This window comes from Dyadobacter sp. (genome assembly GCF_017744695.1).
In the GTDB taxonomy this organism is placed as follows: domain Bacteria; phylum Bacteroidota; class Bacteroidia; order Cytophagales; family Spirosomataceae; genus Dyadobacter.
This window is the reverse complement of record NZ_JAGIAS010000006.1, coordinates 246737-269315: the sequence shown is the minus strand read 5'-3', so window position 1 is coordinate 269315 and position 22579 is coordinate 246737. Positions and strand designations below refer to the sequence as shown.

At 48.5% G+C, this 22579-nt stretch carries 22 protein-coding genes; 13 read left to right on the top strand and 9 right to left on the bottom strand.

Annotated features, from left to right (window positions below):
* Window positions 1-130: 130 nt before the first annotated feature.
* From J7619_RS21895 to J7619_RS21885, 3 genes are all read left to right on the top strand, one after another.
* Window positions 131-436 (top strand): HU family DNA-binding protein, encoded by a 306-nt coding sequence (locus J7619_RS21895; RefSeq protein WP_015813879.1) that lies wholly within the window; start codon window positions 131-133, stop codon window positions 434-436.
* 30 nt (window positions 437-466) lie between these two features.
* Complete coding sequence (locus tag J7619_RS21890) at window positions 467-1324, top strand: tetratricopeptide repeat protein (protein WP_291203683.1); 858 nt, start codon at window positions 467-469, stop codon at window positions 1322-1324.
* A 267-nt stretch (window positions 1325-1591) separates the two neighbouring features.
* Entirely contained in the window at window positions 1592-3154 is a 1563-nt protein-coding gene (locus tag J7619_RS21885; RefSeq protein ID WP_223402089.1) for an Rne/Rng family ribonuclease, read from the top strand.
* Between the two features lie 66 nt (window positions 3155-3220).
* Here the strand turns inward: J7619_RS21885 and J7619_RS21880 are convergent, their stop codons facing one another.
* The 5 genes from J7619_RS21880 to aat all read right to left on the bottom strand — a co-directional run bounded on the left by J7619_RS21880 (window position 3221) and on the right by aat (window position 8180).
* Window positions 3221-4048: an enoyl-CoA hydratase/isomerase family protein gene (locus J7619_RS21880; protein ID WP_291203676.1), complete on the bottom strand. Its 828-nt coding sequence runs from the start codon at window positions 4046-4048 to the stop codon at window positions 3221-3223.
* 39 nt (window positions 4049-4087) lie between these two features.
* Window positions 4088-5170 carry a M20 family metallo-hydrolase gene (locus J7619_RS21875; protein WP_291203673.1) on the bottom strand — a complete coding sequence of 361 codons (1083 nt, stop codon included), beginning with the start codon at window positions 5168-5170 and terminating at the stop codon, window positions 4088-4090.
* Window positions 5164-6414 (bottom strand): glutamate-5-semialdehyde dehydrogenase, encoded by a 1251-nt coding sequence (locus tag J7619_RS21870; protein ID WP_291203670.1) that lies wholly within the window; start codon window positions 6412-6414, stop codon window positions 5164-5166. Before J7619_RS21870 ends, J7619_RS21875 begins: the two co-directional genes overlap by 7 nt.
* A complete protein-coding gene (gene proB / locus J7619_RS21865) occupies window positions 6414-7445 on the bottom strand; it encodes a glutamate 5-kinase (protein WP_291203667.1) in 1032 nt (343 codons plus the stop codon). Before proB ends, J7619_RS21870 begins: the two co-directional genes overlap by 1 nt.
* Before the next feature lie 126 nt (window positions 7446-7571).
* Complete coding sequence (gene aat / locus J7619_RS21860) at window positions 7572-8180, bottom strand: leucyl/phenylalanyl-tRNA--protein transferase (protein WP_291203664.1); 609 nt, start codon at window positions 8178-8180, stop codon at window positions 7572-7574.
* Between the two features lie 385 nt (window positions 8181-8565).
* Here aat and J7619_RS21855 point away from each other — a divergent pair, with 385 nt between their 5' ends.
* The 9 genes from J7619_RS21855 (at window position 8566) to hemH (ending at window position 16068) form a co-directional block, all read left to right on the top strand.
* Window positions 8566-9297 carry a GNAT family N-acetyltransferase gene (locus J7619_RS21855; protein ID WP_291203661.1) on the top strand — a complete coding sequence of 244 codons (732 nt, stop codon included), beginning with the start codon at window positions 8566-8568 and terminating at the stop codon, window positions 9295-9297.
* A gap of 131 nt (window positions 9298-9428) precedes the next feature.
* Window positions 9429-10631, top strand: coding sequence for an argininosuccinate synthase (locus J7619_RS21850; RefSeq protein ID WP_291203658.1), 1203 nt, complete (start codon window positions 9429-9431; stop codon window positions 10629-10631).
* 31 nt (window positions 10632-10662) lie between these two features.
* The gene (locus J7619_RS21845) at window positions 10663-11043 is read left to right on the top strand and encodes a four helix bundle protein (protein ID WP_291203655.1); all 381 of its coding nucleotides are present in this window, start codon (window positions 10663-10665) and stop codon (window positions 11041-11043) included.
* Entirely contained in the window at window positions 11031-12038 is a 1008-nt protein-coding gene (argC, locus tag J7619_RS21840; protein WP_291203652.1) for an N-acetyl-gamma-glutamyl-phosphate reductase, read from the top strand. Before J7619_RS21845 ends, argC begins: the two co-directional genes overlap by 13 nt.
* A gap of 47 nt (window positions 12039-12085) precedes the next feature.
* Window positions 12086-12313, top strand: a complete 228-nt coding sequence (locus tag J7619_RS21835) for a hypothetical protein (protein WP_291203649.1) — start codon at window positions 12086-12088, stop codon at window positions 12311-12313.
* Window positions 12292-12510, top strand: coding sequence for a type II toxin-antitoxin system VapC family toxin (locus tag J7619_RS21830; RefSeq protein WP_291203646.1), 219 nt, complete (start codon window positions 12292-12294; stop codon window positions 12508-12510). Before J7619_RS21835 ends, J7619_RS21830 begins: the two co-directional genes overlap by 22 nt.
* Window positions 12511-12682: 172 nt before the next feature.
* Window positions 12683-13819: an aspartate aminotransferase family protein gene (locus J7619_RS21825; protein WP_291203643.1), complete on the top strand. Its 1137-nt coding sequence runs from the start codon at window positions 12683-12685 to the stop codon at window positions 13817-13819.
* A gap of 71 nt (window positions 13820-13890) precedes the next feature.
* Entirely contained in the window at window positions 13891-14838 is a 948-nt protein-coding gene (locus J7619_RS21820; protein WP_291203640.1) for an N-acetylornithine carbamoyltransferase, read from the top strand.
* A gap of 156 nt (window positions 14839-14994) precedes the next feature.
* Window positions 14995-16068 carry a ferrochelatase gene (hemH, locus tag J7619_RS21815; protein ID WP_291203637.1) on the top strand — a complete coding sequence of 358 codons (1074 nt, stop codon included), beginning with the start codon at window positions 14995-14997 and terminating at the stop codon, window positions 16066-16068.
* A gap of 39 nt (window positions 16069-16107) precedes the next feature.
* Here the strand turns inward: hemH and J7619_RS21810 are convergent, their stop codons facing one another.
* The 4 genes from J7619_RS21810 to J7619_RS21795 form a co-directional block, all read right to left on the bottom strand.
* The gene (locus J7619_RS21810; protein ID WP_291203634.1) at window positions 16108-17256 is read right to left on the bottom strand and encodes a cysteine desulfurase family protein; all 1149 of its coding nucleotides are present in this window, start codon (window positions 17254-17256) and stop codon (window positions 16108-16110) included.
* A 76-nt stretch (window positions 17257-17332) separates the two neighbouring features.
* Window positions 17333-18736, bottom strand: coding sequence for a phosphoglucosamine mutase (gene glmM / locus J7619_RS21805; protein WP_291203631.1), 1404 nt, complete (start codon window positions 18734-18736; stop codon window positions 17333-17335).
* Between the two features lie 181 nt (window positions 18737-18917).
* Window positions 18918-19658 carry a peptidase gene (locus J7619_RS21800; protein ID WP_291203628.1) on the bottom strand — a complete coding sequence of 247 codons (741 nt, stop codon included), beginning with the start codon at window positions 19656-19658 and terminating at the stop codon, window positions 18918-18920.
* A 49-nt stretch (window positions 19659-19707) separates the two neighbouring features.
* The gene (locus J7619_RS21795) at window positions 19708-20712 is read right to left on the bottom strand and encodes an alpha-E domain-containing protein (RefSeq protein ID WP_090152153.1); all 1005 of its coding nucleotides are present in this window, start codon (window positions 20710-20712) and stop codon (window positions 19708-19710) included.
* Window positions 20713-20933: 221 nt separating this feature from the next.
* Between J7619_RS21795 and J7619_RS21790 the strand changes: the two genes are divergently transcribed.
* On the top strand, window positions 20934-22499 hold the full coding sequence (locus J7619_RS21790; protein WP_291203623.1) for a helicase HerA-like domain-containing protein: 1566 nt from the start codon (window positions 20934-20936) through the stop codon (window positions 22497-22499).
* Window positions 22500-22579 lie beyond the last annotated feature (80 nt).

Below are 22579 nucleotides of genomic sequence, written 5' to 3'. Positions count from 1 at the left end.
AATGAATTATATAAAAAAGGGGAAGTTCATCCTTTTAAGTTTTGTTAAAATTACCGTACCTTTGTGTTCCCAAAATTTACAGGAGTAAGTAAATTAATGAAATAATATCCACTTAAAGTAAACAATCAAAGTGACTAAGGCAGACGTAATCGCACAGATTTCCGAGAAAACAGGCGTAGACAAGGGCGACGTTCAGCAAACGCTAGAATCGTTTTTTACCGTGGTAAAGGACTCACTTTCTGATGGTGAGAACCTTTATGTTAGAGGTTTCGGTAGTTTCATCAACAAAAAACGTGCGCGCAAAGTGGCCCGCAATATTTCAAAGGGAACTTCCATGATTATTGACGAGCACTTTGTACCAAGCTTCAAGCCTGCAAAAGTTTTTGTTGAGCAGGTAAAAGAAAGTGACAAACTGAAAGCAGTCGCTGAAAAGTAATTTACCTGAAAAAGGTTGGGTTATAAGAGTATGAAAAAGTCCATTTTACTTTCTTGCGTGCTTGCGGTAGCGCTGGTAGGAACGCTTTTCAGCCTTCCCAAGGTAGTCGTAAACAACAAGAGCAAAGAGATGGACAAGGAGAAGGGCCAGTCAACTGCAACTACTACGGCTCCCGCTGCGGCAGCCGATGCTGCTGAGTCCTCTTCCAAATCGCATGATGGAGCCGCTTTAACTCCTGATCAGCAGAAAATTGTAGATCAGCTCAGAAGCGGCTTCAATCAAGCGGGTAATAAAGACAAGGTTGCTGCGGGCATTAAGCTTTCAGACGAGTTTGCGAAGCTTCAAAAATTTGACAGCGCCGCATTCTACGCCGAAAAAGTTGCCCTGCTCTCCCCTGCCATCGAAAACCTCATGCGTGCGGGCGATCGTTACTATGAGGCGTACGGGTTCGCGGTGGACGAGCAGAAAGCAAAGAACCTGGGTATCAAAACCCGTGAATATTACCAAAAAGCAATTGACCAGAATCCTGGCCTGTTGACCGCTAAGGCCAACATGGCGATGACCTACGTCAACACCGAAAACCCGATGCAGGGTATCCTGATGTTGCGCGAGGTGATCGACACGGATCCTACCAACGAATTGGCATTGTTCAATCTGGGGATCCTGTCCATGAGATCTAACCAATATTCAAAAGCTGCTGACAGGTTCAGACAGATTTTAACCAACAATCCTAGGAACACGAAAGCTAAGTTCTATCTTGGTCTTTCATTAGTGGAATTGGGTGACAAAGAACAAGCAAGCAAAGTTCTGTCGGAGGTTAAAAAAGAGGAGAAAGACCCGGTAATCCAGCAAGCCATTGGCGAATTGGAGGGCCGTCTGGGCAATTGATCATCAGATCACTAAGGAAATACATTACTTATTTTATAAAACGACATAATCATGCCTTGCGGAAAAAAGAGAAAAAGACATAAGATCTCCACTCACAAGAGAAAGAAAAGACTCAGAAAAAACAGACATAAGAAGAAATAATTGGCTATGACCGGGTTTTAGTATTAAGATCCGGTCATCGTTATTCCCCACGTCTGTATCCCGCTAACAGTCTGATATGCGGAGAGTTAAGTATCAACATTATCGAGCCATTCAGTTGGTTGAACATTGAGTAACGAATTACTAATCAATTCTACTCAAAAGGGAGAGCGTATAGCCCTTTTGCAGGATAAACGTCTTTTAGAATATCACGTAGAAACACCAGACCAGAGCTTTACCGTAGGCGACATTTACCTCGGTACAGTGCGGAAGCTGGTGGCAGGGCTCAATGCTGCCTTTGTAGACGTTGGTTTTGAAAAAGATGCATTCCTGCATTACCTCGATTTGGGGCCTAACATCAACTCGCTGAACAAGCTCACCAAGGATGTAATCGCCAAGCGCACGCACACCGGCAACTTGAAAAACTTCAAGATGGAGCCGGAAATCGAGAAGCTTGGGAAAATCGACAAAGTCCTTTCCAAAAACCAGCCTATCCTCGTCCAAATTGTCAAGGAGCCTATTTCTACCAAAGGCCCACGACTTTCATGCGATATTTCGATTGCCGGACGGTATATCGTATTAGTACCATTTTCGAATTCAGTCAACCTATCCAAGAAAATCACCGACAAGCAGGAGCGCAACCGCTTGCAACGGCTGATGTCGTCCATTAAGCCCCAGAATTTCGGGGTGATCATCCGCACGGTGGCTACCGGCAAGGATGTGGACGAGCTCAACAAGGATTTGCAGGACTGCCTCGACAAATGGGAGAACGGTATCAAGGCATTGCGTGACGCCAAACCACGCGACCGCGTGATCGGTGAAATGAACCGCGCGTCCTCAATTATCCGCGACATGCTCAACGAATCGTTTGACAGCATTACCGTGGACTCCAAAGATGTTTATGATGATATCAAAGCATACATCCATAACATCGCGCCGGAGAAAGAAAACATTCTTCGCCTGCACAACGGCAAGAACAAGCTGTTCGAACAATTCGGCCTCGAAAAACAGATCAAATCGTTATTCGGCCGTTCGGTAAGCCTTCCTAATGGCGGTTACCTGATCATCGAGCATACCGAAGCTTTACACGTAATCGATGTCAACAGCGGTAATAAATCCAATTCGGAAGAAGACCAGGAAGCGACGGCATTGAGCGTGAACCTCGAAGCGGCGAAGGAAATTGCCCGACAGTTGCGTCTGCGCGATATGGGTGGTATCATCGTTGTCGATTTCATCGACATGAAGAAGGCGGAGAACAAGCGCACGCTGTTCGACGTGATGCGCGATGAAATGAAGGGCGACCGGTCGAAATACACCGTTTTGCCACTTTCCAAATTCGGTCTGCTGCAAATCACACGCCAGCGCGTAAGGCCGGAAATGAACATCGTCACCCGCGAAACCTGCCCTACCTGCGGCGGTACCGGGACGATCCAGGCGAGCATTCTCGTTTCCGACGTGATCGCCAACAACCTCGATTACATTCTCACCAAGCAGAACGAGCGCGGCATTACCATTTCGCTCCACCCCTTCCTGCATTCCTATTTCACAAAAGGATTAATTTCCGAGCAGGTGAAATGGTTCTTCCATTACAAAACCTGGGTGAAGCTGATCAAAGACTCGTCGTTAGGCGTGGTGGATTTCAAATTCCATAACCGGTATGGGGAGGAGATTGAGATTGTGCCGGTGAATTAGCGGCTTTCGGCTTTCGGCTTTCGGCTTTCGGCTTTCGGCTTTCGGCTTTCGGCTTTCGGCGGTCAACTACCTACCCTTCCAGATGGGTTCCCGCTTTTCTTTGAAGGCTAATGCTCCTTCTTTGGCGTCTTCCGTTTTCAGGAGCTTGTCCAATTCACTTTTCAGAAAAGTATGTTGCTCGTTTTGAGGGATATTCTTCAATTCCTGTAAGCTCCGCATTCCGGATTGTATAGCGAGTGGGGCGCTGTTGCAAATCTGAGTCGCTAGCGCATTCACTTCCTCCGCTATCTTTTCCCTTTCCACTAAATGTGTGATTAACCCCATTTCAAGCGCTTCTTCGGCTGAATAAGCCTTTCCAGTGATTGACATTTCCAAAATTTTACGCTGGCTTACAATCGGTGTTAGTGAAGCCATTACCTGCATCGGCCAGATGCCCCGTTTTACCTCAGGCAAACTAAATGTCGCCTCCGGCACAGCGAATACGAATGTGCAACCGCATATCATCAGAAATCCTCCGGCCAGTACCGGGCCTTCTACCTGGGCAATGCAAGGTTTCAACAACTCGTTGAATGCATCCCCTATTCGCACCTCTTCGTGTATTCGTGGCAATAACCCATTCACAGTGTTTGCAGAAGGATCATGAAATGCATTCAAATCGGCGCCGGCGCAGAATACCGGGCCCTCAGCCTTTAATACTACACAACGGATTTCTGCCTCGTAATGCGCATAAGCGAGCGCGAAGATAATCTCCTCCGCCATCGTCGGCGTAAATGCATTCCGCTTTTCGGACCGGGCTAATGTGATGGTAAAAAGATGTCCGGCCTTTGCAGTTTTGATGTGCAAAAACCGGACGTTATCGAAAGCCTTGATATCTTCTTCGGTGTAGAATCGCATGCCAAAACACGGTTAGTTCGCTTTGGCAAGTATAGCAAATTATCGGGTTACCACGCCTTCTACCATTTTAATATACTGCGCGATGCCCTCTTCGATCTCATGCAGATAAATGAATTCATCCGCGCTATGCGACCGTGCGGAATGCCCCGGGCCCATTTTCAACGACGGACAATCGAGCAATGCCTGGTCGGAAGTGGTTGGCGAACCGTAGGCATTACGGCCCAGTTTCAAACCTTCCTGAACGATCGGATGGTCCATCGGAATGCTGGATGGCCGCAAACGGATCGAACGCGGAACGACTTCGGATTGAATATTCGCCTTGATTTCCGCGATTACTTCTTCCAAAGTATATTGTTCGGTCACGCGCACATCAATCGTGAATGTGCAGGCATCGGGAACCACATTATGCTGCGTACCTGCATTGATGATCGTCACCGACATTTTGATCGGGCCTAGGGTTGGGGAAACCTTTGGGAACTTGTATTCAGTAATCCACTGGATATCCTTCAATGCTTTATAAATGGCATTATCACCTTCCTCACGCGCCGCGTGGCCGGAAATGCCTTTCGCAGTACAGTCGAGTACCAGCAGCCCCTTTTCAGCAACGGCCAAATGCATTTCGGTGGGCTCGCCCACGATTGCGAATGCAATTTCAGGAAGCTCAGGAGCTACAATTTCAAGTCCCTCTTTACCCGAAATTTCCTCCTCGGCAGTTGTAGCGATCGCGACATTATAGGTCAGATCTTCCCTTGGGTAGAAATAACAAAAAGTAGCGATCAGCGACACCAGGCAACCACCAGCGTCATTGCTACCCAAACCATACAACTTTCCATCCTGCTCAATCGCCTTGAAAGGATCGAGCGTCCAGGATTTGTTCGGTTTTACCGTATCATGGTGTGAGTTGAGCAACATTGTAGGCTTGCTCGCATCGAAATGCTTGTTGTAGGCCCACAGATTGTTCTTTTTGGTATGAAAAGGGATGTTCTTCTTCGTAAAGAAATCCGCAATGAGTCTAGCCGTATTCTCCTCTTCCTTGCTGAACGAGGGCGTTTCGATGAGGTTCCTTAACAGTTCGACGGCCTCCCTGGAGAGCGTTTGTATGTTATCCAAAGTATTTACCATCTTACCTGTCCGTCTCCCTTAACAATCCATTTCTCGGTTACCAGCTTTTCCAATGCAAATGGCCCCCTGGCGTGCAGTTTCTGGGTCGAAATACCAATTTCCGCACCTAATGCGAACACGCCGCCGTCGGTAAAGCGGGTGGAAGCATTGGCATAAACCGAAGCCGCATCCACTTCTTTCAAAAACGTCTCGATAGCTTCTTCGTTAGTCGAAATGATCGCTTCCGAATGTCTAGAAGAGTAGTTTTCGATCTGTTTCAAAGCGTCTTCCAGCCCATCGACCACTTTCACCGAGCATTTGAAATCCAGGAATTCCTTCCCGAAATCGTCTTCGCTGGCATGTTGCAAATAAGGGTACTCCGCTTTTTGAAGAATATCATAGGACTCTTCATCTGCGAAAACCTCCACATTCCATTTGATAAAATCCTCTCTCAGCTTAGGTAAAAACTCGCCTGCAACCGCACGATCAACCAAAACGGTATCCAGTGCATTGCAAGCCGCAGGTTTTGAAACCTTCGCATTCACCACGATCTGCGCTCCTTTATCGAGGTCACCTGTTTTTTCAATATAAGTATGGCAAACGCCCGCACCGGTTTCAATGGTAGGAACGAGTGAATTCTGACGCACGAATTTGATCAAGCCCTCAGAACCTCGTGGAATGATAATATCCACATATTGAATGGCTGTCAGCAGTTCGCCTACAAATTCACGACCGGTCGGCAGCAAGGTGACAGCCGCCGCAGGTACACCGAACTCTGCCAGTGATTCATGGATAAGGCCCACCAGGTAAGTATTGGAATGCTGCGCTTCCTTCCCGCCTTTGAGCACGCACGCATTTGCGGAGCGCAGACACAGCGACGCAACGTCGATCGTTACATTCGGACGTGATTCATATATCACGCCTACCACACCCAGCGGCACAGCGATTTTTTTTAGGGAAAGTCCCTGCTGAATGGTTTTCTCTACAAAAACTTCTCCCGTTGGGTCCGGGAGCTCGGCTACCTCAATCAGGCTTTGCGCCAGTTCGTTGATCCGTTTCTGGTTCAGGAGCAAGCGGTCCTTTTTCGGGTCGGCATCATCCATCAAATCCAGATCTTTCCGGTTTTCGGCGATGATGTTTTCGGCATTGGCCAGAACCCGGGCCGAAAGGTTGATCAGCAGATCAGTCCTTTGCCTGTCTGTCAGCCGGCGAACGGCGGCTGATGCCTCCCGCGCTTCCTTTAATTGAGGTACTATCGATTCCATTATAACAAAACTATATCATTGGCATGCGCCACTTCAAAATTCATTGTTTTCAAGTTCGTGCGGATGGCGGAGGACGTCTCACGTGCACGTGCGACCGCGATCATTTCATCTTCCGATGAATATATTTCAATGATCTCGCCTGCTTCAAAATCGCCCGTCACGTCGGTAACTCCTACTGCAAGCAAGCTTTTCCGCTTCAATAATGCTTTCGACGCGCCTTCGTCCACTCTCAAGGTGCCGGATACCAGACCGCCGCTTCCCAGCCAGCGGTTACGCGCCGATAATGTGCTTTTTCCCGGCGTGATTAACGTCCCCGCTTCGCCTTTCAATGCATTGAGCAATTCATTAGGCTGGTTCATTCCAAAAATCACCACACGAATGGCCATTCTGGACGCCAGTTTCGCGAAAGTCAACTTGGAAGCCATTCCTCCAAGTCCGAGAAACGATTTATCGGTTCTGACAAACTTAAAAACCTCGTTCACATTCGATACGTTCCGCAGTATTTTGCCTTCCTCGTCGAGCAAGCCGCCCACCGATGTGCAGAACATCAGCGATTCGGCTCCGAAACCAACGGCCAGCAAAGTCGCCAACTCGTCATTGTCCGAAAATTTGAGCTCGCGATCGCTTACCACGTCATTTTCATTCACGATCGGAATAATGCCGTTCGACCAGAGTTCTTCGAAAGTCTCTTTGAGTTGCAGGAATTTATTGCGGTTCGCGAAATGCTGCCGCTCGCAAAGGCTTTGGGCAATGTAAATTTTATTCGGAGCAAAATAAGAGGCATAAAGGCCCACCAGCAGCGGGTTACCGACGGACGCAGCCGCCTTTCGCTGGGTCATTGTACCCTTATAATCATTGATATAAGCCTTCCCTGCACCCACCGCGCCCGAAGAAACGATGATAATACGGTATTGTGCATGAATTTCCGAAACCTGCCGGGCTATTTCCGAGATGATCCTGACATCAGGTTCACCCGAAGGAAGCGTGATAGAGGCTGTCCCGAACTTTATGACGAGAATAGGTTTTGACACTTGGTATTCAAATAAACGGCACCGTTACAGTTTGCTGCCGATGCCCGGTAATCAATCTGGGCGCAAAAATACTTCTTTTCAGACGAAATCAGATGACTTACCAGCATCCACGGCCTATTTGGCACATTATAATTCGCTTAAAACCGCTCCATTGAACTGCCGCCTGAGTTTTAGTGCCTTGTGAAGCTGATCGAGGTATTCGTCCCGCGGGATTTCGATAGCACCATAGCGAAGCACGTTATCATTGATAAACTGTGTATCCAGTAACGCGAAACGGTTCAATTTCAGTAGCTGTATCAAATAGTGGAATGCCACTTTCGAAGCATTGCTCTCGATCGTAAACATCGATTCTCCAAAAAACACCCCATTAATGGAAACGCCATACAACCCTCCGACCAACCGGTCTTCACGCCAGGCCTCGACGCTATGTGCATAACCGATCTCGTGCAATGCGGTATAGGAAGCGATAATTTCCTCCGAAATCCATGTCCCGGGCTCGCTCGCACGCGGGAGCGCGCACCCACGCATGACGCCCTCGAAGTCCGTATCGATCCGGATATCGAAATGCCTTTTATTAAGCACCGGCCGGAGCGATTTGGAAGGTTTATAAGTATCGATGGGGATAACTGCCCGGGGATTGGGCGAGTACCAGTAAATCGTACCGTCCGCCTCGGCCATCGGGAATATGCCATTGATATAGCCGTTGAGGAGGTCGTCGGTACTGATTGCAGACATGAAAGCCACTGAATTTAGGGAATAAATATTGTTGATCGAAGTGTGAATTGCACGAAAACGTGTACGCTCGCAAGTTCGTGTTTTCGAAACTTTACCGTTCAAAACGAACCATAAAAATATATCTTCTGTTTCTTTGCTGTAAGATTTTTTTTTTGAAAATTTGCAGCCTCTTAGACGCACAAGCAAGTCAATGAATCACAACGGCATACATACTGTTCTGCATACTACGCCTTTCCGATTCAGGTCCCCACGGACCGCATAATCTCCTTTTACCTACGTGGTAAATATCTAATACCCGCAACTTTCTTACAATTTCTAGACGTCCCATCGTTTTTCTCTGGGTTAGTTAATTATTGTCTTGAACATTTTGTCAGCATAGTCATCAATGAAAAATACCGAAGTAGTGGGCAGTAAGTTTATCGTACAGACTGCCAATGAAAATCATCTCCATTACGCCGAACAAATCTGCGCGGAAATGGAGGAGAGCGCTAAAAAGCGTGGTACCGGTATAGCCAAACGTTCCCCTGTGTACATTATGGAGAAAATGGTGGAAGGAAAAGCCATCATTGCTACCACGGATACAGGTGAATGGGTAGGGTTTTGTTACATCGAAACCTGGGAGCATGGAAAATTCGTGGCGAATTCAGGGTTGATCGTACATCCTGATTTCCGCAACAGCGGCATGGCGAAAGCTATTAAAATGAAAGCTTTCGAACTGTCGCGTCAAAAATATCCTGATGCCAAAATTATCGGTATCACTACGAGCCTTCCGGTGATGAAAATCAACTCGGACCTCGGCTACGAGCCCGTAACGTTCAGTGAATTACCCGCGGACGACGCATTCTGGAAAGGCTGCGCGAGTTGCGTGAATTACGACGTCCTTACCCGAACCAACAGAAAGCACTGCCTTTGCACAGGTATGATGTATGATCCGGAAGATAAAAAGCCTGCTTCGACGCCCAACAACGGTACTGCGACCGCAACCGAAAGCCATACCTGGGATTTCTTGAAGGAATCGAGCCTTTATGAGCGCTGGATGCGCATTAAGCAACGCATTTTGCTGCGAAGGGAAGAACGTGCCAAAAAGAAAAACGCCGGGGCCGTGCTGGTACACTAGTGTGCCACACACTTGATAGATTTTAGTATCTCATTTTTAATACCCCGCCCGGCAACCGAAAAGGACTGCGGCGGGGTATTTTTTTGTACTTTTGCACCGCAAATCAAGCATTTAATCAGAATTCATAGATAATGTCACAGCCCAAAGTAGTATTAGCGTTTTCAGGAGGACTTGATACCTCCTTTTGTGTAAAATATTTAGCCGAAGACAGAGGTTACGAAGTGTATTCGGTTTTGGTTGACACCGGTGGTTTTTCGGACGAAGAGCTGAAAACAATCGAAGCGAATGCCTATGCTTTGGGCGTGAAGCAACACGCTACGATTTCCAAAACCAAAGAGTATTACAACAACTGTATCAAATACCTGATCTTCGGTAACATTCTCAAAAACAACACTTACCCACTTTCGGTAAGTGCAGAACGTATTTTCCAGGCCGTTGCGGTAGCTGAATATGCCAAAGAAATCGGAGCGAGCGCTATCGCGCACGGAAGCACAGGTGCCGGTAACGACCAGGTGCGTTTTGATATGGCATTCCGCATCATCGTGCCGGACGCCGAAATCATCACCCCGATCCGTGATTTGAAACTTTCCCGCGAAGCAGAGATCGAATATCTGACAGCCAAAGGCGTTGCCCGCGACTGGACCAAGGCTGCTTACAGCATCAACAAGGGTCTTTGGGGTACATCGGTAGGTGGTAGAGAAACCTTGACCTCAGACCAATACCTTCCGGAATCTGCATGGCCTACCCAAATCACCAAAACAGAACCGGAGCGCATTACTTTGGAATTTGTCAATGGCGAGTTGAAAGGTGTTGCAGGCGAAACCTTTGAAAACTCGGTAACCGCTATTCAAAAGCTGGCGGAGATTGCGCAGCCATTCGGTATTGGCCGTGATATCCACGTGGGCGACACGATTATCGGTATCAAAGGCCGTGTAGGTTTTGAAGCAGCGGCGCCGCTAATCATCATCAAAGCGCACCATCAGCTTGAAAAACATGTTTTGACAGAGCAGCAATTGTATTGGAAAGAGCAGCTTTCGAACTGGTACGGCAGCTTGCTGCACAAGGGGCAGTTTGTAGAGCCGGTCATGCGTAACATCGAAACATTCCTGGGCGATACGCAGTCACACGTAACGGGTAAGGTTCATGTTTATCTGGCTCCGCACCGCTTCCACGTAGAAGGTATCGAATCGCCATTTGATCTGATGTCGTCGAAATTCGGTAGCTACGGCGAGATGAACAATGCCTGGACCGGTGATGACGTTCGTGGCTTCTCGAAGGTAGCTTCGAATCAGGTGATGATTTATGAAAAAGTAAGTGAGTCGGTAGAAAAGTAAGTGAGTTTAAAGTTTATGAGTTTAGGGTCAGATGCAAAACTATCAGGAGCTTAAAGTTTGGCAAAAGTCTCACGCCTTGGTGTTGGAGATTTACAAAATGACTGACCTCCTGCCGAAAAATGAAACATTTGGCCTTATATCTCAAATGCGGCGTTCGTCGGTTTCCGTTGCCGCCAATCTCGCGGAAGGTTGTGGTAAAAAAGGAATGCTTGATGTCGCAAACTTTTTTCAGATATCGCTAGGGTCTCTTCATGAAACAGAATATTATCTTTTGCTTTCAAGGGACCTACATTACATTACTAATGAAGTATTTGAGAGTCGTGATCTGGAAATAAAGGAAATTAAAGCAATGCTGATATCCCTTATTAAAACAGTGCGCTCTTCACAAAGACGAAAAACATGGACTCATTAACTCATAAACTCATAAACTCTCTCAATATAGGCATCATAGGCGCCGCCGGTTACACGGGAGGCGAGTTGATCAGAATCCTTGTTAACCACCCGAATGCGAATATCGCATTCGCGCATAGCAAAAGCCAGGCGGGCAAGCCGGTGTACGCAACGCATACGGATTTGCTGGGTGACACCGAGCTGGTATTTTCCGGGGATGATATTCAGCCATTGTTGGATCTGCAGGGCTTGAATGCGATTTTCCTTTGCTCCGGCCACGGCGAATCGAAAAAGTTTCTGGATGAATACCAATTACCGGAAACGGTGAAGGTGATCGACCTGAGCACCGATTTCCGGAATGAATCGAATGGCTTTGTATACGGCTTGCCGGAATTGCAGAGAGAAGCGATCAAGGGCGCGACGAAAATTGCGAACCCAGGCTGCTTCGCAACGAGCATAGAATTGGCTGTTCTGCCTTTGGCTAATGCAGGTTTGATCCAGGACGACATTCATGTGAGCGCGGTTACGGGCAGTACGGGTGCCGGACAGGCATTGAGCGCGACCACACATTTCACGTGGCGTAACAACAACATGTCGATTTACAAGGCATTCACGCATCAGCACTTGACCGAAATCAAAATGACCTTCGGCAAGTTGCAGGCAGGTTTCGACAAGCCGGTGAACTTCGTACCGTACCGCGGCGATTACACGCGCGGCATCATTGCCAATGTGTACACGCGTTACGAGGGCACTTTGGAGGAAGCGAAAGCACTTTACAAAGCGTACTATGCCTCGCACCCGTTCACACACGTGAGTGACTCGCCAATCGATTTGAAGCAAATTGTGAATACCAACAAATGCTTCGTTCACCTTGAAGTACACGACGGTCAGCTGTTGGTCACAAGTATTATTGATAACCTCACCAAAGGCGCGTCGGGGCAGGCGGTGCAGAATATGAACCTGCTGTTTGGCCTGCCGGAAGATGCAGGGCTGCGGTTGAAAGCGCCGGCGTTTTAATTGAAGCAAAGAATTGTTTGAGTTTTGAGCGTAATGAGATGATTGCTATGAACGATTTGATTCAAACATATAACCAGTTGAGCGACACCCAGCAAAAGCAATTACTTGCATTTGCTAATTTGCTCTTACTCAAACAGAAGGCTAAGCAGCCAACGGGAAACCTTTCTTCCTGGAAACAGAAAATCGGGGAGGTTTCTACATGGAGCGAAGAGGATATTAAAGCATTGGAAGACAATGCCAAACATTTAAACCAATGGAAAGCACAGGATTGGTAATAGATACCGGGATATTCATCGAATATCTCCGGAAACCTGAAAAATCGAAAACCATTCTGGCGTCATTACCGAACGACGCTTCGCTATTTGTTTCGGCTGTAACAGTTTATGAATTGATGATGGGAGCAACTAATGACCAAAAGAAGAAGGACGTTGAAACACTTCTGGACGGAATTTCAATCATCAGATTTCGTTGAAAGCGGCGGAGATCTATCACAATCTGCGAAGGCGAAACCTGATGATTGAATTCCGCGACATATTTATTGCTGCAACAGCAATCATTTTTCAATTACCCATCAAAACATTGAACAAGGATCATTTTCAAAGAATTGAAACTTTGGATTTAGCCCGATAAACCACAAAAAAGAAATGTCACACCTTTTTGACGTCTACCCCATTTACGATATAGAACCGGTGAAAGCCGAAGGCAGCTACCTCTGGGACCAGCATGGTACCAAGTACCTCGACCTCTACGGAGGCCACGCGGTGATTTCGGTCGGCCATTGCCATCCTTATTATGTGGATAAGCTGACGAAGCAGTTGAATGCAATCAGTTTTTATTCCAATTCTGTTAAAATTTCCATTCAGGAAGAACTGGCGGAGAAGCTGGGTGAGCTTTCGGGCTATCCTGACTACAAGCTGTTCCTTTGCAACTCGGGCGCCGAGGCGAACGAGAATGCATTGAAACTGGCTTCTTTCCACAATGGCAGAACGAAGGTAATTTCCTTCACCAAGTCGTTCCACGGCCGGACGGCCGGCGCAGTGGCGGCTACGGATAACCCGTCGATCGTCGCGCCGGTAAACTACAAGGAACATGTCACATTCCTGCCATTCAACGATGTGGCAGCGGCCGAGGAGGGCATTACCGACGAAGTTTGCGCGGTAATCGTGGAAGGTATCCAGGGTGTAGGTGGTATCAATGTGTGTACCGATGAATTCCTTCAAACATTGAGACGCAAATGCGACGAAACCGGCGCTATCCTGATCCTCGATAGCGTACAATGCGGTTACGGACGGACGGGCAAATTCTTCTCGCACCAGTTCAGCGGCATCACGCCGGACATTATGTCGATGGCGAAAGGAATGGGTAACGGCTTCCCGATCGGCGGGATATTGATTTCTCCGAAATTTAAAGCCAGCTACGGCTTGCTCGGAACGACCTTCGGCGGCAACCACCTGGCTTGCGCGGCGGGCGTGGCCGTTTTGGATATTATGAAAGAAGAAAACCTGATCGCGAATGCAGCCGAAATCGGTGAATACCTGTTCGAAGGCATTAAGGCGATCGGCGGCTATAAGGAGCTCAGAGGCCGCGGGCTGATGATCGGGATCGAGTTTGACTTCCCGGTAAAAGACCTGCGCAACAAGCTTTTGTTTGAACACAAAATGTTTACGGGCGTTGCGGGTGCGAACACGATCCGTTTGCTGCCTTCACTGGCTTTGGGCAAAACAGAGGCCGACTTGTTCCTCGAAGCATTGAAAAAAGAAGTATCTGTTGCCGCAGTTTGATTTTTTTTGAACTAATACCATCCTTGTCCTAGTTGAGAATAGGAACACCTATCTCCGAAATTTTAACCTGAATGAAACACTTTCTTTCCATTAAAGACGTCACCGACCTACCCCAGCTCATCAGCAGCGGCATTGCGGCGAAAAAGAACCCTTTTGCGGATAATGAGCTCGGGAAAAACAAAACCATCGGCCTCCTGTTTTTCAATTCGAGTTTAAGGACGAGGATCAGCACCCAGAAAGCTGCCCAGAACCTCGGCTTGAACGTGATTACGATGAACGTCGGCCAGGATGGTTGGGGACTGGAAATGGAAGAGGGTGTAATCATGAATGGCGACAAGGCGGAACACGTGAAAGAAGCGGCAGCGGTGATCGGCAGCTATTGCGATATCATCGGTATCCGCTCGTTCGCCGGGTTGCAGGACCGCGATAAGGATTACTCCGAAATCGTTTTCCAGCAATTCAAAAAATATGCAAATGTCCCGATCATAAACCTCGAATCGGCGACGCGGCACCCGCTGCAATCGCTGGCCGACTGCATTACAATCGAAGAATTCAAACTAAAACAACGCCCGAAAGTAGTATTGACCTGGCTGCCGCATTTCAAGGCATTACCTCAGGCGGTGGCCAACTCGTTCTGCGAGTGGATGAACCCGATGGACGTGGAACTCGTGATCACGCATCCGGAAGGCTACGACCTCTCGCCAGCGTTTGTTGGCAAAGGACAGGTGATTTACGACCAGGATAAGGCATTGGAAGGCGCGGATTTTGTGTACGGCAAAAACTGGTCCTCCTATAACAGCTACGGAAAAGTTCTGAATACAGATCCATCCTGGATGATAACGGAAGCAAAAATGGCCTTGACGGACAACGGCAAGTTTATGCACTGCCTGCCGGTACGCCGCAATATGAAGGTAGCCGACGAAGTCCTCGACGGTCCGCGTTCGCTGGTGATCGAGCAGGCCGCCAACCGCGAATGGTCGGCACAGGCAGCATTGAAAGAAGTCTTGTTAGGATTGTAATTGCTATTTTTGCAAGACTGAATATAAAAAGAGGATGTATCAAAAAGAGTAAAATCACATTTCGTTGTCACCCTTCGACCGCCGGGCGGCACCGTCCGCTCAGGGAGCCAGCTTACCCGCACTTTGATACATCCGCATCATGAAACTGATATTGAAATGAGTACAACCACATTGGCTCAACCCTCTGATTCAACCACCCTGGACGAAGTCCGTAAAACCGGCGTATTGATCGTGAACCTCGGTACGCCCGACAGCCCGTCGGTGCCCGACGTCCGCAAATACCTGCGCCAATTCCTGATGGACGAGCGCGTGATCGATATACCGTATCTGAACCGCTGGTTCCTGATCAACCTGGTTATCGCACCATTTCGTGCACCCAAGTCCGCAAAAGTTTACAAGCAACTCTGGCGGCCCGACGGCTCTCCGCTGAAAACCTACGGATACTCGGTAAAAGACAAGTTACAGAAGGTTTTGGGCAACGATTACGTGGTAGAACTCGCCATGCGTTACCAGAACCCGAGCATCGAAAAAGCGCTCACTGCTTTGCGTAAGGAATGTCTGACGGAAATCATCGTTGTGCCCTTCTTCCCGCAGTATGCTTCCGCTTCCACCGGCTCGGTGTATAAAGAGGTGATGCGCGTGGTGAAGGACTGGGAGGTACTGCCTGAAATCCGTTTTGTAAACCGCTTCCTCGAACACCCGAAATTCATTCAGGGTTTTGTGGATTTGGGTAAAAAATACATGGCGCAGCACGATTACGACCATTTCGTATTCAGCTATCACGGCCTGCCCGAGCGGCAGATTACCAAAGGCGATGTTACAGGCAGCTTTTGCCAGTTCGGCAGCTGTTGCGACAAGCTCGATCACCGCAACCAACATTGCTACCGCGCTCAATGCTTTGAGACAACGCGTTTGCTGGTGAAAGGCTTAGGTATTCCGGAAGGCAAATACACTACCTGTTTCCAGTCACGTCTGGGCAAAAATCCGTGGATTAAGCCTTACACCGACGAGGTAATCCCTGAACTGACCAAAAAAGGCGTCAAAAGTGCACTAGCATTTTCCCCGGCATTCGTTGCCGACTGTCTGGAAACGACGATCGAGGTAGGCGAAGAGTATAAGGAAATGTTTGAAAAAGAAGGCGGTGTTCACTGGCAGCTCGTCGAAAGTCTCAACGACTCCGACATCTGGGTCGAATGCCTCGAAGATATCATTAAAAACCCGGCCTCCTGATTCAGGGGCCGGGTTTTGGCTTTTTAGAGGGATACCTCTTTATAAAGTAACACTTTCTTTCTTGTAAAGGCCGATCAGCGTATCTGCTGCGTAATCGATTTCGGCCTCCGTATTGTATTTTCCAAACGAGAAGCGCACGTTAGCACGGTTTTCATCGATTCTAAGCTCATTTAAAACGTGCGAACCAATGTCGGTACCGCTCGAACAAGCGCTACCGCCAGAAACGGCAATTCCGGCAATGTCGAGGTTGAAAAGCAGCATATCCGATATATCAGATGGCGGCAGACTGACATTCAAAACGGTATAAAGGCTTTTACCCAAATCGGCTGAATTCCCGTTGAAAGCCACTCCCTCAATACCTTCCTTCAACTTCCCGATCATTCGGCCTTTCAGGCTTTCGATGTGCGATCTGTGTGCGTCCATATCACGGTAAGCGATTTCCAGCGCTTTGGCCAAACCTACAATGCCATAAATATTCTCTGTGCCCCCGCGCATGTTACGCTCCTGCGCACCCCCGTGTACGAATGGGTTGATCTTAATACCCGGACGAACATACAAGAATCCGATCCCCTTCGGACCATTAAACTTATGCGCTGCTCCAACGATAAAATTCGTTTTCAGCTTTTGCAGGTCGTGACGATAGTGGCCCATGGTCTGCACGGTATCGGAATGAAAAATAGCGTCGTATTTTTCGCAAATATCGCCGGCCGCTTCGAGGTCGAGCAGGTTCCCGATTTCATTGTTTCCGTGCATTAGTGAAACCAATGAGCGTGGTTTCGACGCAAGAAGCGATTCGAGGTGTTCCAGGTCAACCTCCCCTTTCGCATTCAGATTCACAAAACTCAGTTCAATGATACCCAGCTTTTTGAGGTGTTCCAATGTATGCAGCACCGCGTGGTGCTCGATGCGCGAGGTAATGGCGTGTTTCAAGCCGAATGTCTCGATACTCGAACGGATCGCGGTATTGTCGGCTTCGGTGCCACCTGAGGTGAAAAATATCTCGGCAGGTGCCGCATTCAGAATCGCAGCGATATTCTTTCTGGCCCGCTCGATGGACGAACGCACGGCGCGGCCGTAGGAATGAATGGAAGAGGGATTTCCGAATTGCTCGGTCATCAGCGGCAGCATGGCTTCCAGGACCTCGGGGTCCAGCTGCGTCGTAGCCGCATTGTCCAGATAGACTTTCATGGGGATATAAATTAGAAAGATCACTCATTGTCAGTTCAGACAACAAGTGACCCAAATTAGCTTAGCAACAGCTTTATTATTTCTTCGGTTCCGAAATAATTTCCTTGATATCGGAAATGATCTTATTAGCAAGGCTGGTAGCGGTCGTCAGCGTCTCCGATTCCGAGTAAATACGAATAATCGGTTCGGTGTTGGACCGGCGCAAATGCACCCATTCGCGGTCGAATTCAATGCGGACACCGTCGATCGTGTTCACAGGCTGCTTGGAATAGCGTGTCTGGATACGGTCGAGGATATTATCGACATTGATCTCCGGCGTGAGCTCGATTTTGTTTTTCGAAATATAATAGTTCGGATAAGATCTTCTTAAAACCGACGCTTTCTTGCCCGATTTCGCCAGGTGCGTCAGAAATAACGCGATACCTACCAACGCATCACGGCCATAGTGGCTTTCAGGATAAATCACCCCGCCATTGCCTTCTCCGCCGATCACGGCATTATTGGCTTTCATGGCGTTCACCACATTTACCTCACCTACCGCCGATGCGAAATACTGGCCACCGGCTTTCACCGTAACATCGCGCAATGCCGCCGTAGACGAAAGATTGGAAACCGTATTGCCCGGTGTATTTTTCAAAACATAATCCGCAACAGCGACGAGCGTGTATTCTTCTCCAAACGGTGTACCATCCTCGCACATGAGCGCGAGCCTGTCTACATCCGGATCCACGACGATACCCAGGTTGTAAGAGCCATTGTTGAGCTCTTTGCTGATATCATGCAAATGCTCCGGCAACGGCTCGGGATTATGCGCAAAATTACCCGTCGGGTCGCAGTTCAGTTTCTTGATATTCTTTGGATCAACGCCCAATGCTTCGAGCAAAAGCGGTACCGCGATGCCTCCGGTTGAGTTGACGGCATCTACGACGATCTTAAAATTCGCATTTTTGATCGCATCCACATCTACAAGCGCAAGCGACAAAACGTGATCGATATGCTTTTGCAGGTAAGTATCGTCCGATGCGTAGCTCCCCAGTTTTTTTACATCGGGAAAAAGGAAATCTTCCTCGTCGGCAATGCGCAGCACTTCGGCGCCTTCGGCTTCCGAAATGAATTCTCCTTCGTGGTTGAGCAGCTTAAGGGCGTTCCACTGGATCGGGTTGTGGCTTGCTGTAAGGATGATACCTCCCGCCGCGCCTTCCGCTTTCACGGCTATCTCGACAGTCGGAGTAGTGGAAAGGCCAAGGTCGAGCACATTCAGCCCAACACCTTGTAAAGTACCGGCCACCAGGCGACTTACCATTTCACCGGAAAGCCTGGCATCTCTGCCGATCACCACCTTAAGATTCTGTGGATTTGTACGCCTCACCCATGTCCCGTATGCAGCAGCAAACTTAACAACATCAATCGGAGTCAGCGCCTCACCCGATTTTCCTCCCACTATTCCCCTGATTCCTGAGATAGATTTAATTAACGTCACGATCTAGAATTCCTCTTTATGTTTGGTTGCAAAAATACTAAATTCCCTCTCCGCAATTAGATTTTTCTACAAACAAAAAACTACAATTGAGTTTCTGGACTCTTATATTCCGTTTATTCACCGTGTTAATTGTGCACCGCCAAATCAGCCGTTATATACGTTTCCAGGTTAAAACAAGCGGTTATGCCTTTGTAACTTCTCCCATTTTGCCAAATACCGGGTCCATCCATTCCAACGACAATTTTTGTACGGAATTGCTCAGCAGCGCGCTCCACTGCTTCCCGACGTAATCGAGGTCGTCCTTCTCGAAACGATGCTCCACCAACTGGAACGAGTCCTTTTCATACATGACGACATCTATCGGGTAATCCACGTCATTGGAACTCACCCTTGTAGAATCGAACGACAGGAACCCGATCTTCAAAGCGTCCTGCATCGAGGAATCGAATTTAAGGCTCCTGTACAGCAGCGGCTTCCCATAACCCGAATTACCGATGATGATAAACGGCGAACCATCGCCGACCTCCACCCAGTTACCTTCGGGATACAACAGAAAAAGCTTATGCTCGGAATCGTGTTCGAGCTGCCCGCCTACAATTGCAAACAGGTTGAATACCAGCCCCGCATTGTTCAGCGCATAACGGTCCTCGTCGGCCACCCGTCGCACCTGCTGCCCCAATGCATTGACAGCCTTGTAAAGCTTGTCGAATGAAGTGTCCCGCTCTTCCAGGACTTCCTTGAAATAGGTAATAGCCTTGTCCCGCACCGACCTCAGACCCGAGGTCATCACGAAAATCGAATGCTTATCGGATTGGTAAACAGATACTTTCTTATTCGTCGAAACCTCGGTTCCGGAAGTAAGGCGCGTGTCGGCAATGGCCACCAGGCCGGATGCGACTTTGATCCCCAGGCAATATGTCATGTGTTAGCAGCTCAATAATGATAGAGTCGCTAAGATATAAAAGTTTTGATCAGTTCATCCACTGACTTTTGAAATGCCCCTGGCTCTGACTTTGCGACTGCCCGGTCTCCAATCCGAAGTACATATCGAAGATTTTATTATCCACTTCGTTGTTCTTAATCTGGAACTTATCGAGATAGTCGTGCAAGCCCATTTTGAAAACATCCTCCACATCGGTGAATTCCAGTTCGCTTCTGATCTTGCTCAATGCACGCTCCGCCGGGTTGGTGTAGCCGCGTTCGGGAATAGAGCCGGCGATCGCGTACAGCGACAGTTCCGCCTGGCGTACACAATAGGCGATCGAGCGGGGAAACAGCTTGTCGAGGATCAGGAACGCCACGATATTCATCGGCGTCAACGCCCGGTGCGTTTGACGGTACATATTATAGGCGCTCACCGATTTCAGTACGGCTGTCCAGAGCATCAGGTCGAGCGTCGAGCCGTTCGTACCCGAATCTTGTAACAATGTAAAATACTTCACATCCAGAAAGCGTGAGCATTTGTCGGCCCGTTCGATATGCCGTCCGAGTCGTCCGAAATGCCAGGCTTCGTTGCGCGTGATCGACGAATCGACTACCCCGTGGAAAAGCTGACAGTTTTTACGGATGTCCGTGAAATAGGATTGCATATGGTCCATATTCCGGAAATCGTCGGGCGAGGTGCCCTTAATGGCCAGGTAGAACGTATTGATGCTCTCCCACATTTCTTTCGAGATCGTCTCGCGGATCGTCCGCGCATTCTCCCGCGCTTCGTACAGGCAGCTAATGATCGAGTTCGGGTTACGTTTATCGAACGTCATGAAATGAATGACGTCCTCTTTCGTAGGCTTATCGTAATACTTATAGAATAGAAAGTGGTCGGCCGTCGCGATCAGTAACGGTTCCCATTGCTCGTCCACATCGGGCGGCAGATCCAGGGCCAGGTTAAAATTAACTCCCACGAAACGGGCGTAATTCTCGACCCGTTCCATGTAACGATTCATCCAGTAAATAGAATTCGCAACGCGGCTCAACATAAGTGGAAAGTAATGTCTCTAAAAATACAACTCAGAATAATTCTAATGCGATCAAACCAAAATACCTAATAATATTTTGCAAATACAAGCATATGCAAAAAGTTATATTATTTCCTCACAAATTATTATTCTATAATAATTCGCATCCCTGGCTTGGAATCTTCCTGAAACCTTTAAAATTTGTAACTTAACCTTTCATCAAACCATAACCCGTATTTTCTGTGTCAAAGAAAGAACAATTTATTGCAGCAATTCAGAAATCTTATCAAACTGACAAACCTGTAATTCATTTGGGGTCGGCCATTCTCGACGGCGAGATCATCGGCGAGGCCCGCGTGAACCTTCCCTTGCGCATGATGAACCGCCACGGGCTCGTGGCCGGGGCTACGGGGTCGGGTAAAACGCGCACATTGCAGGTATTCGCCGAACAACTTTCGGCGGCCGGTGTACCCGTTTTCATGTCCGACATCAAGGGCGACCTTTCGGGGATCGCACAGCCGGGCAAGACCAATGCAGCTCTGGAAGAACGCGCGCAAATACTCGGCACCGTTTTCGAACCGAAAGGATTCCCTGTCGAACTGTATTCCCTGAGCGGCAACAAGGGCGCGCAAATGCGTGCCACGGTATTGGAATTCGGGCCGATATTGCTTTCCAAAATCTTCGAACTGAACGAAACCCAGGCCGGCGTACTCGCTATCCTGTTCAAATATGCCGACGACAAGGATTTGCCGATGGTAGATCTGAACGACCTGAAAAAAGTCCTTAATTACCTCGCCGAAGGCCCGGGCGCCGATGAAATCAAAGCCGATTACGGTACCATTTCAGCGTCCACAGCCGGAACGATCCTGCGCAAGATCGTCGCACTGGAGCAGCAAGGCGTAGGCACCATTTTCGGGGAAAAATCATTCGATATCGACGATCTGATCAACAAGGTCGACGGGCAGGGCGTGATCAGCCTGTTGAATGTCTCCGATGTGCAGGACAAGCCCGCATTGTTCTCGACATTCATGCTAAGCCTTTTGGCTGAATTATACCAAAAACTACCCGAAGCGGGAGATTTGGATAAACCTAAGCTGGTATTCTTCCTGGATGAAGCGCATTTGCTGTTCAAAGACGCTCCCAAAGCATTCCTCGAACAGATCGAGCAGGTCGTTCGTCTGATCCGTTCCAAAGGCGTAGGTATTTTCTTCTGTACCCAAATGGCGCAGGACGTGCCGGTATCGGTGCTCGGGCAGCTGGGTAACCGCGTGCAGCACGTACTCCGCGCATTTACGCCCCAGGATGCCGAGGCGTTGAAACAGACTGTCAAAACCTACCCGAAATCAGATTATTACTCGATCGACCAGATCCTGACCACCCTCGGTATCGGTCAGGCATTGATCACCGTTTTGAACGAAAAAGGTATCCCTACCGAAGTCGCGGCGACGCACCTGATGCCACCCGCTTCCGTTATGGGCCCCATGGTACAGGCCGATTACGACAAGCACGTCCAGCAGTCGGATGTGTATGCCAAATACAAAGATCCCGTCGACCCGGAAAGCGCCTACGAAATCCTGACGAAGCGCATGGAAGAACAGGCCCGCAAGGAATCAGAAGCGAAGGAAGCGGAGGTTCAGGCGAAAGTAGAGGCTAAAAAGGAGAAAGAGCAGTCGAGCATGATCTCTGATGCATTAAACTCGCCGCTTGCCAAGCAAATAGGTCGCGAAGTGGTCCGCGGAGTTTTTGGGATGCTGTTTGGTAAGAAAACAACTACGCGGAAAAGCGGCGGAGGATTGTTCGGATTCTAATTCAATTTTATTGCGGTGCGCTGCACCTTTTATTAATTATCAATCATTTATCTACAAGTATTACGGCGCTCTGCGCCTCT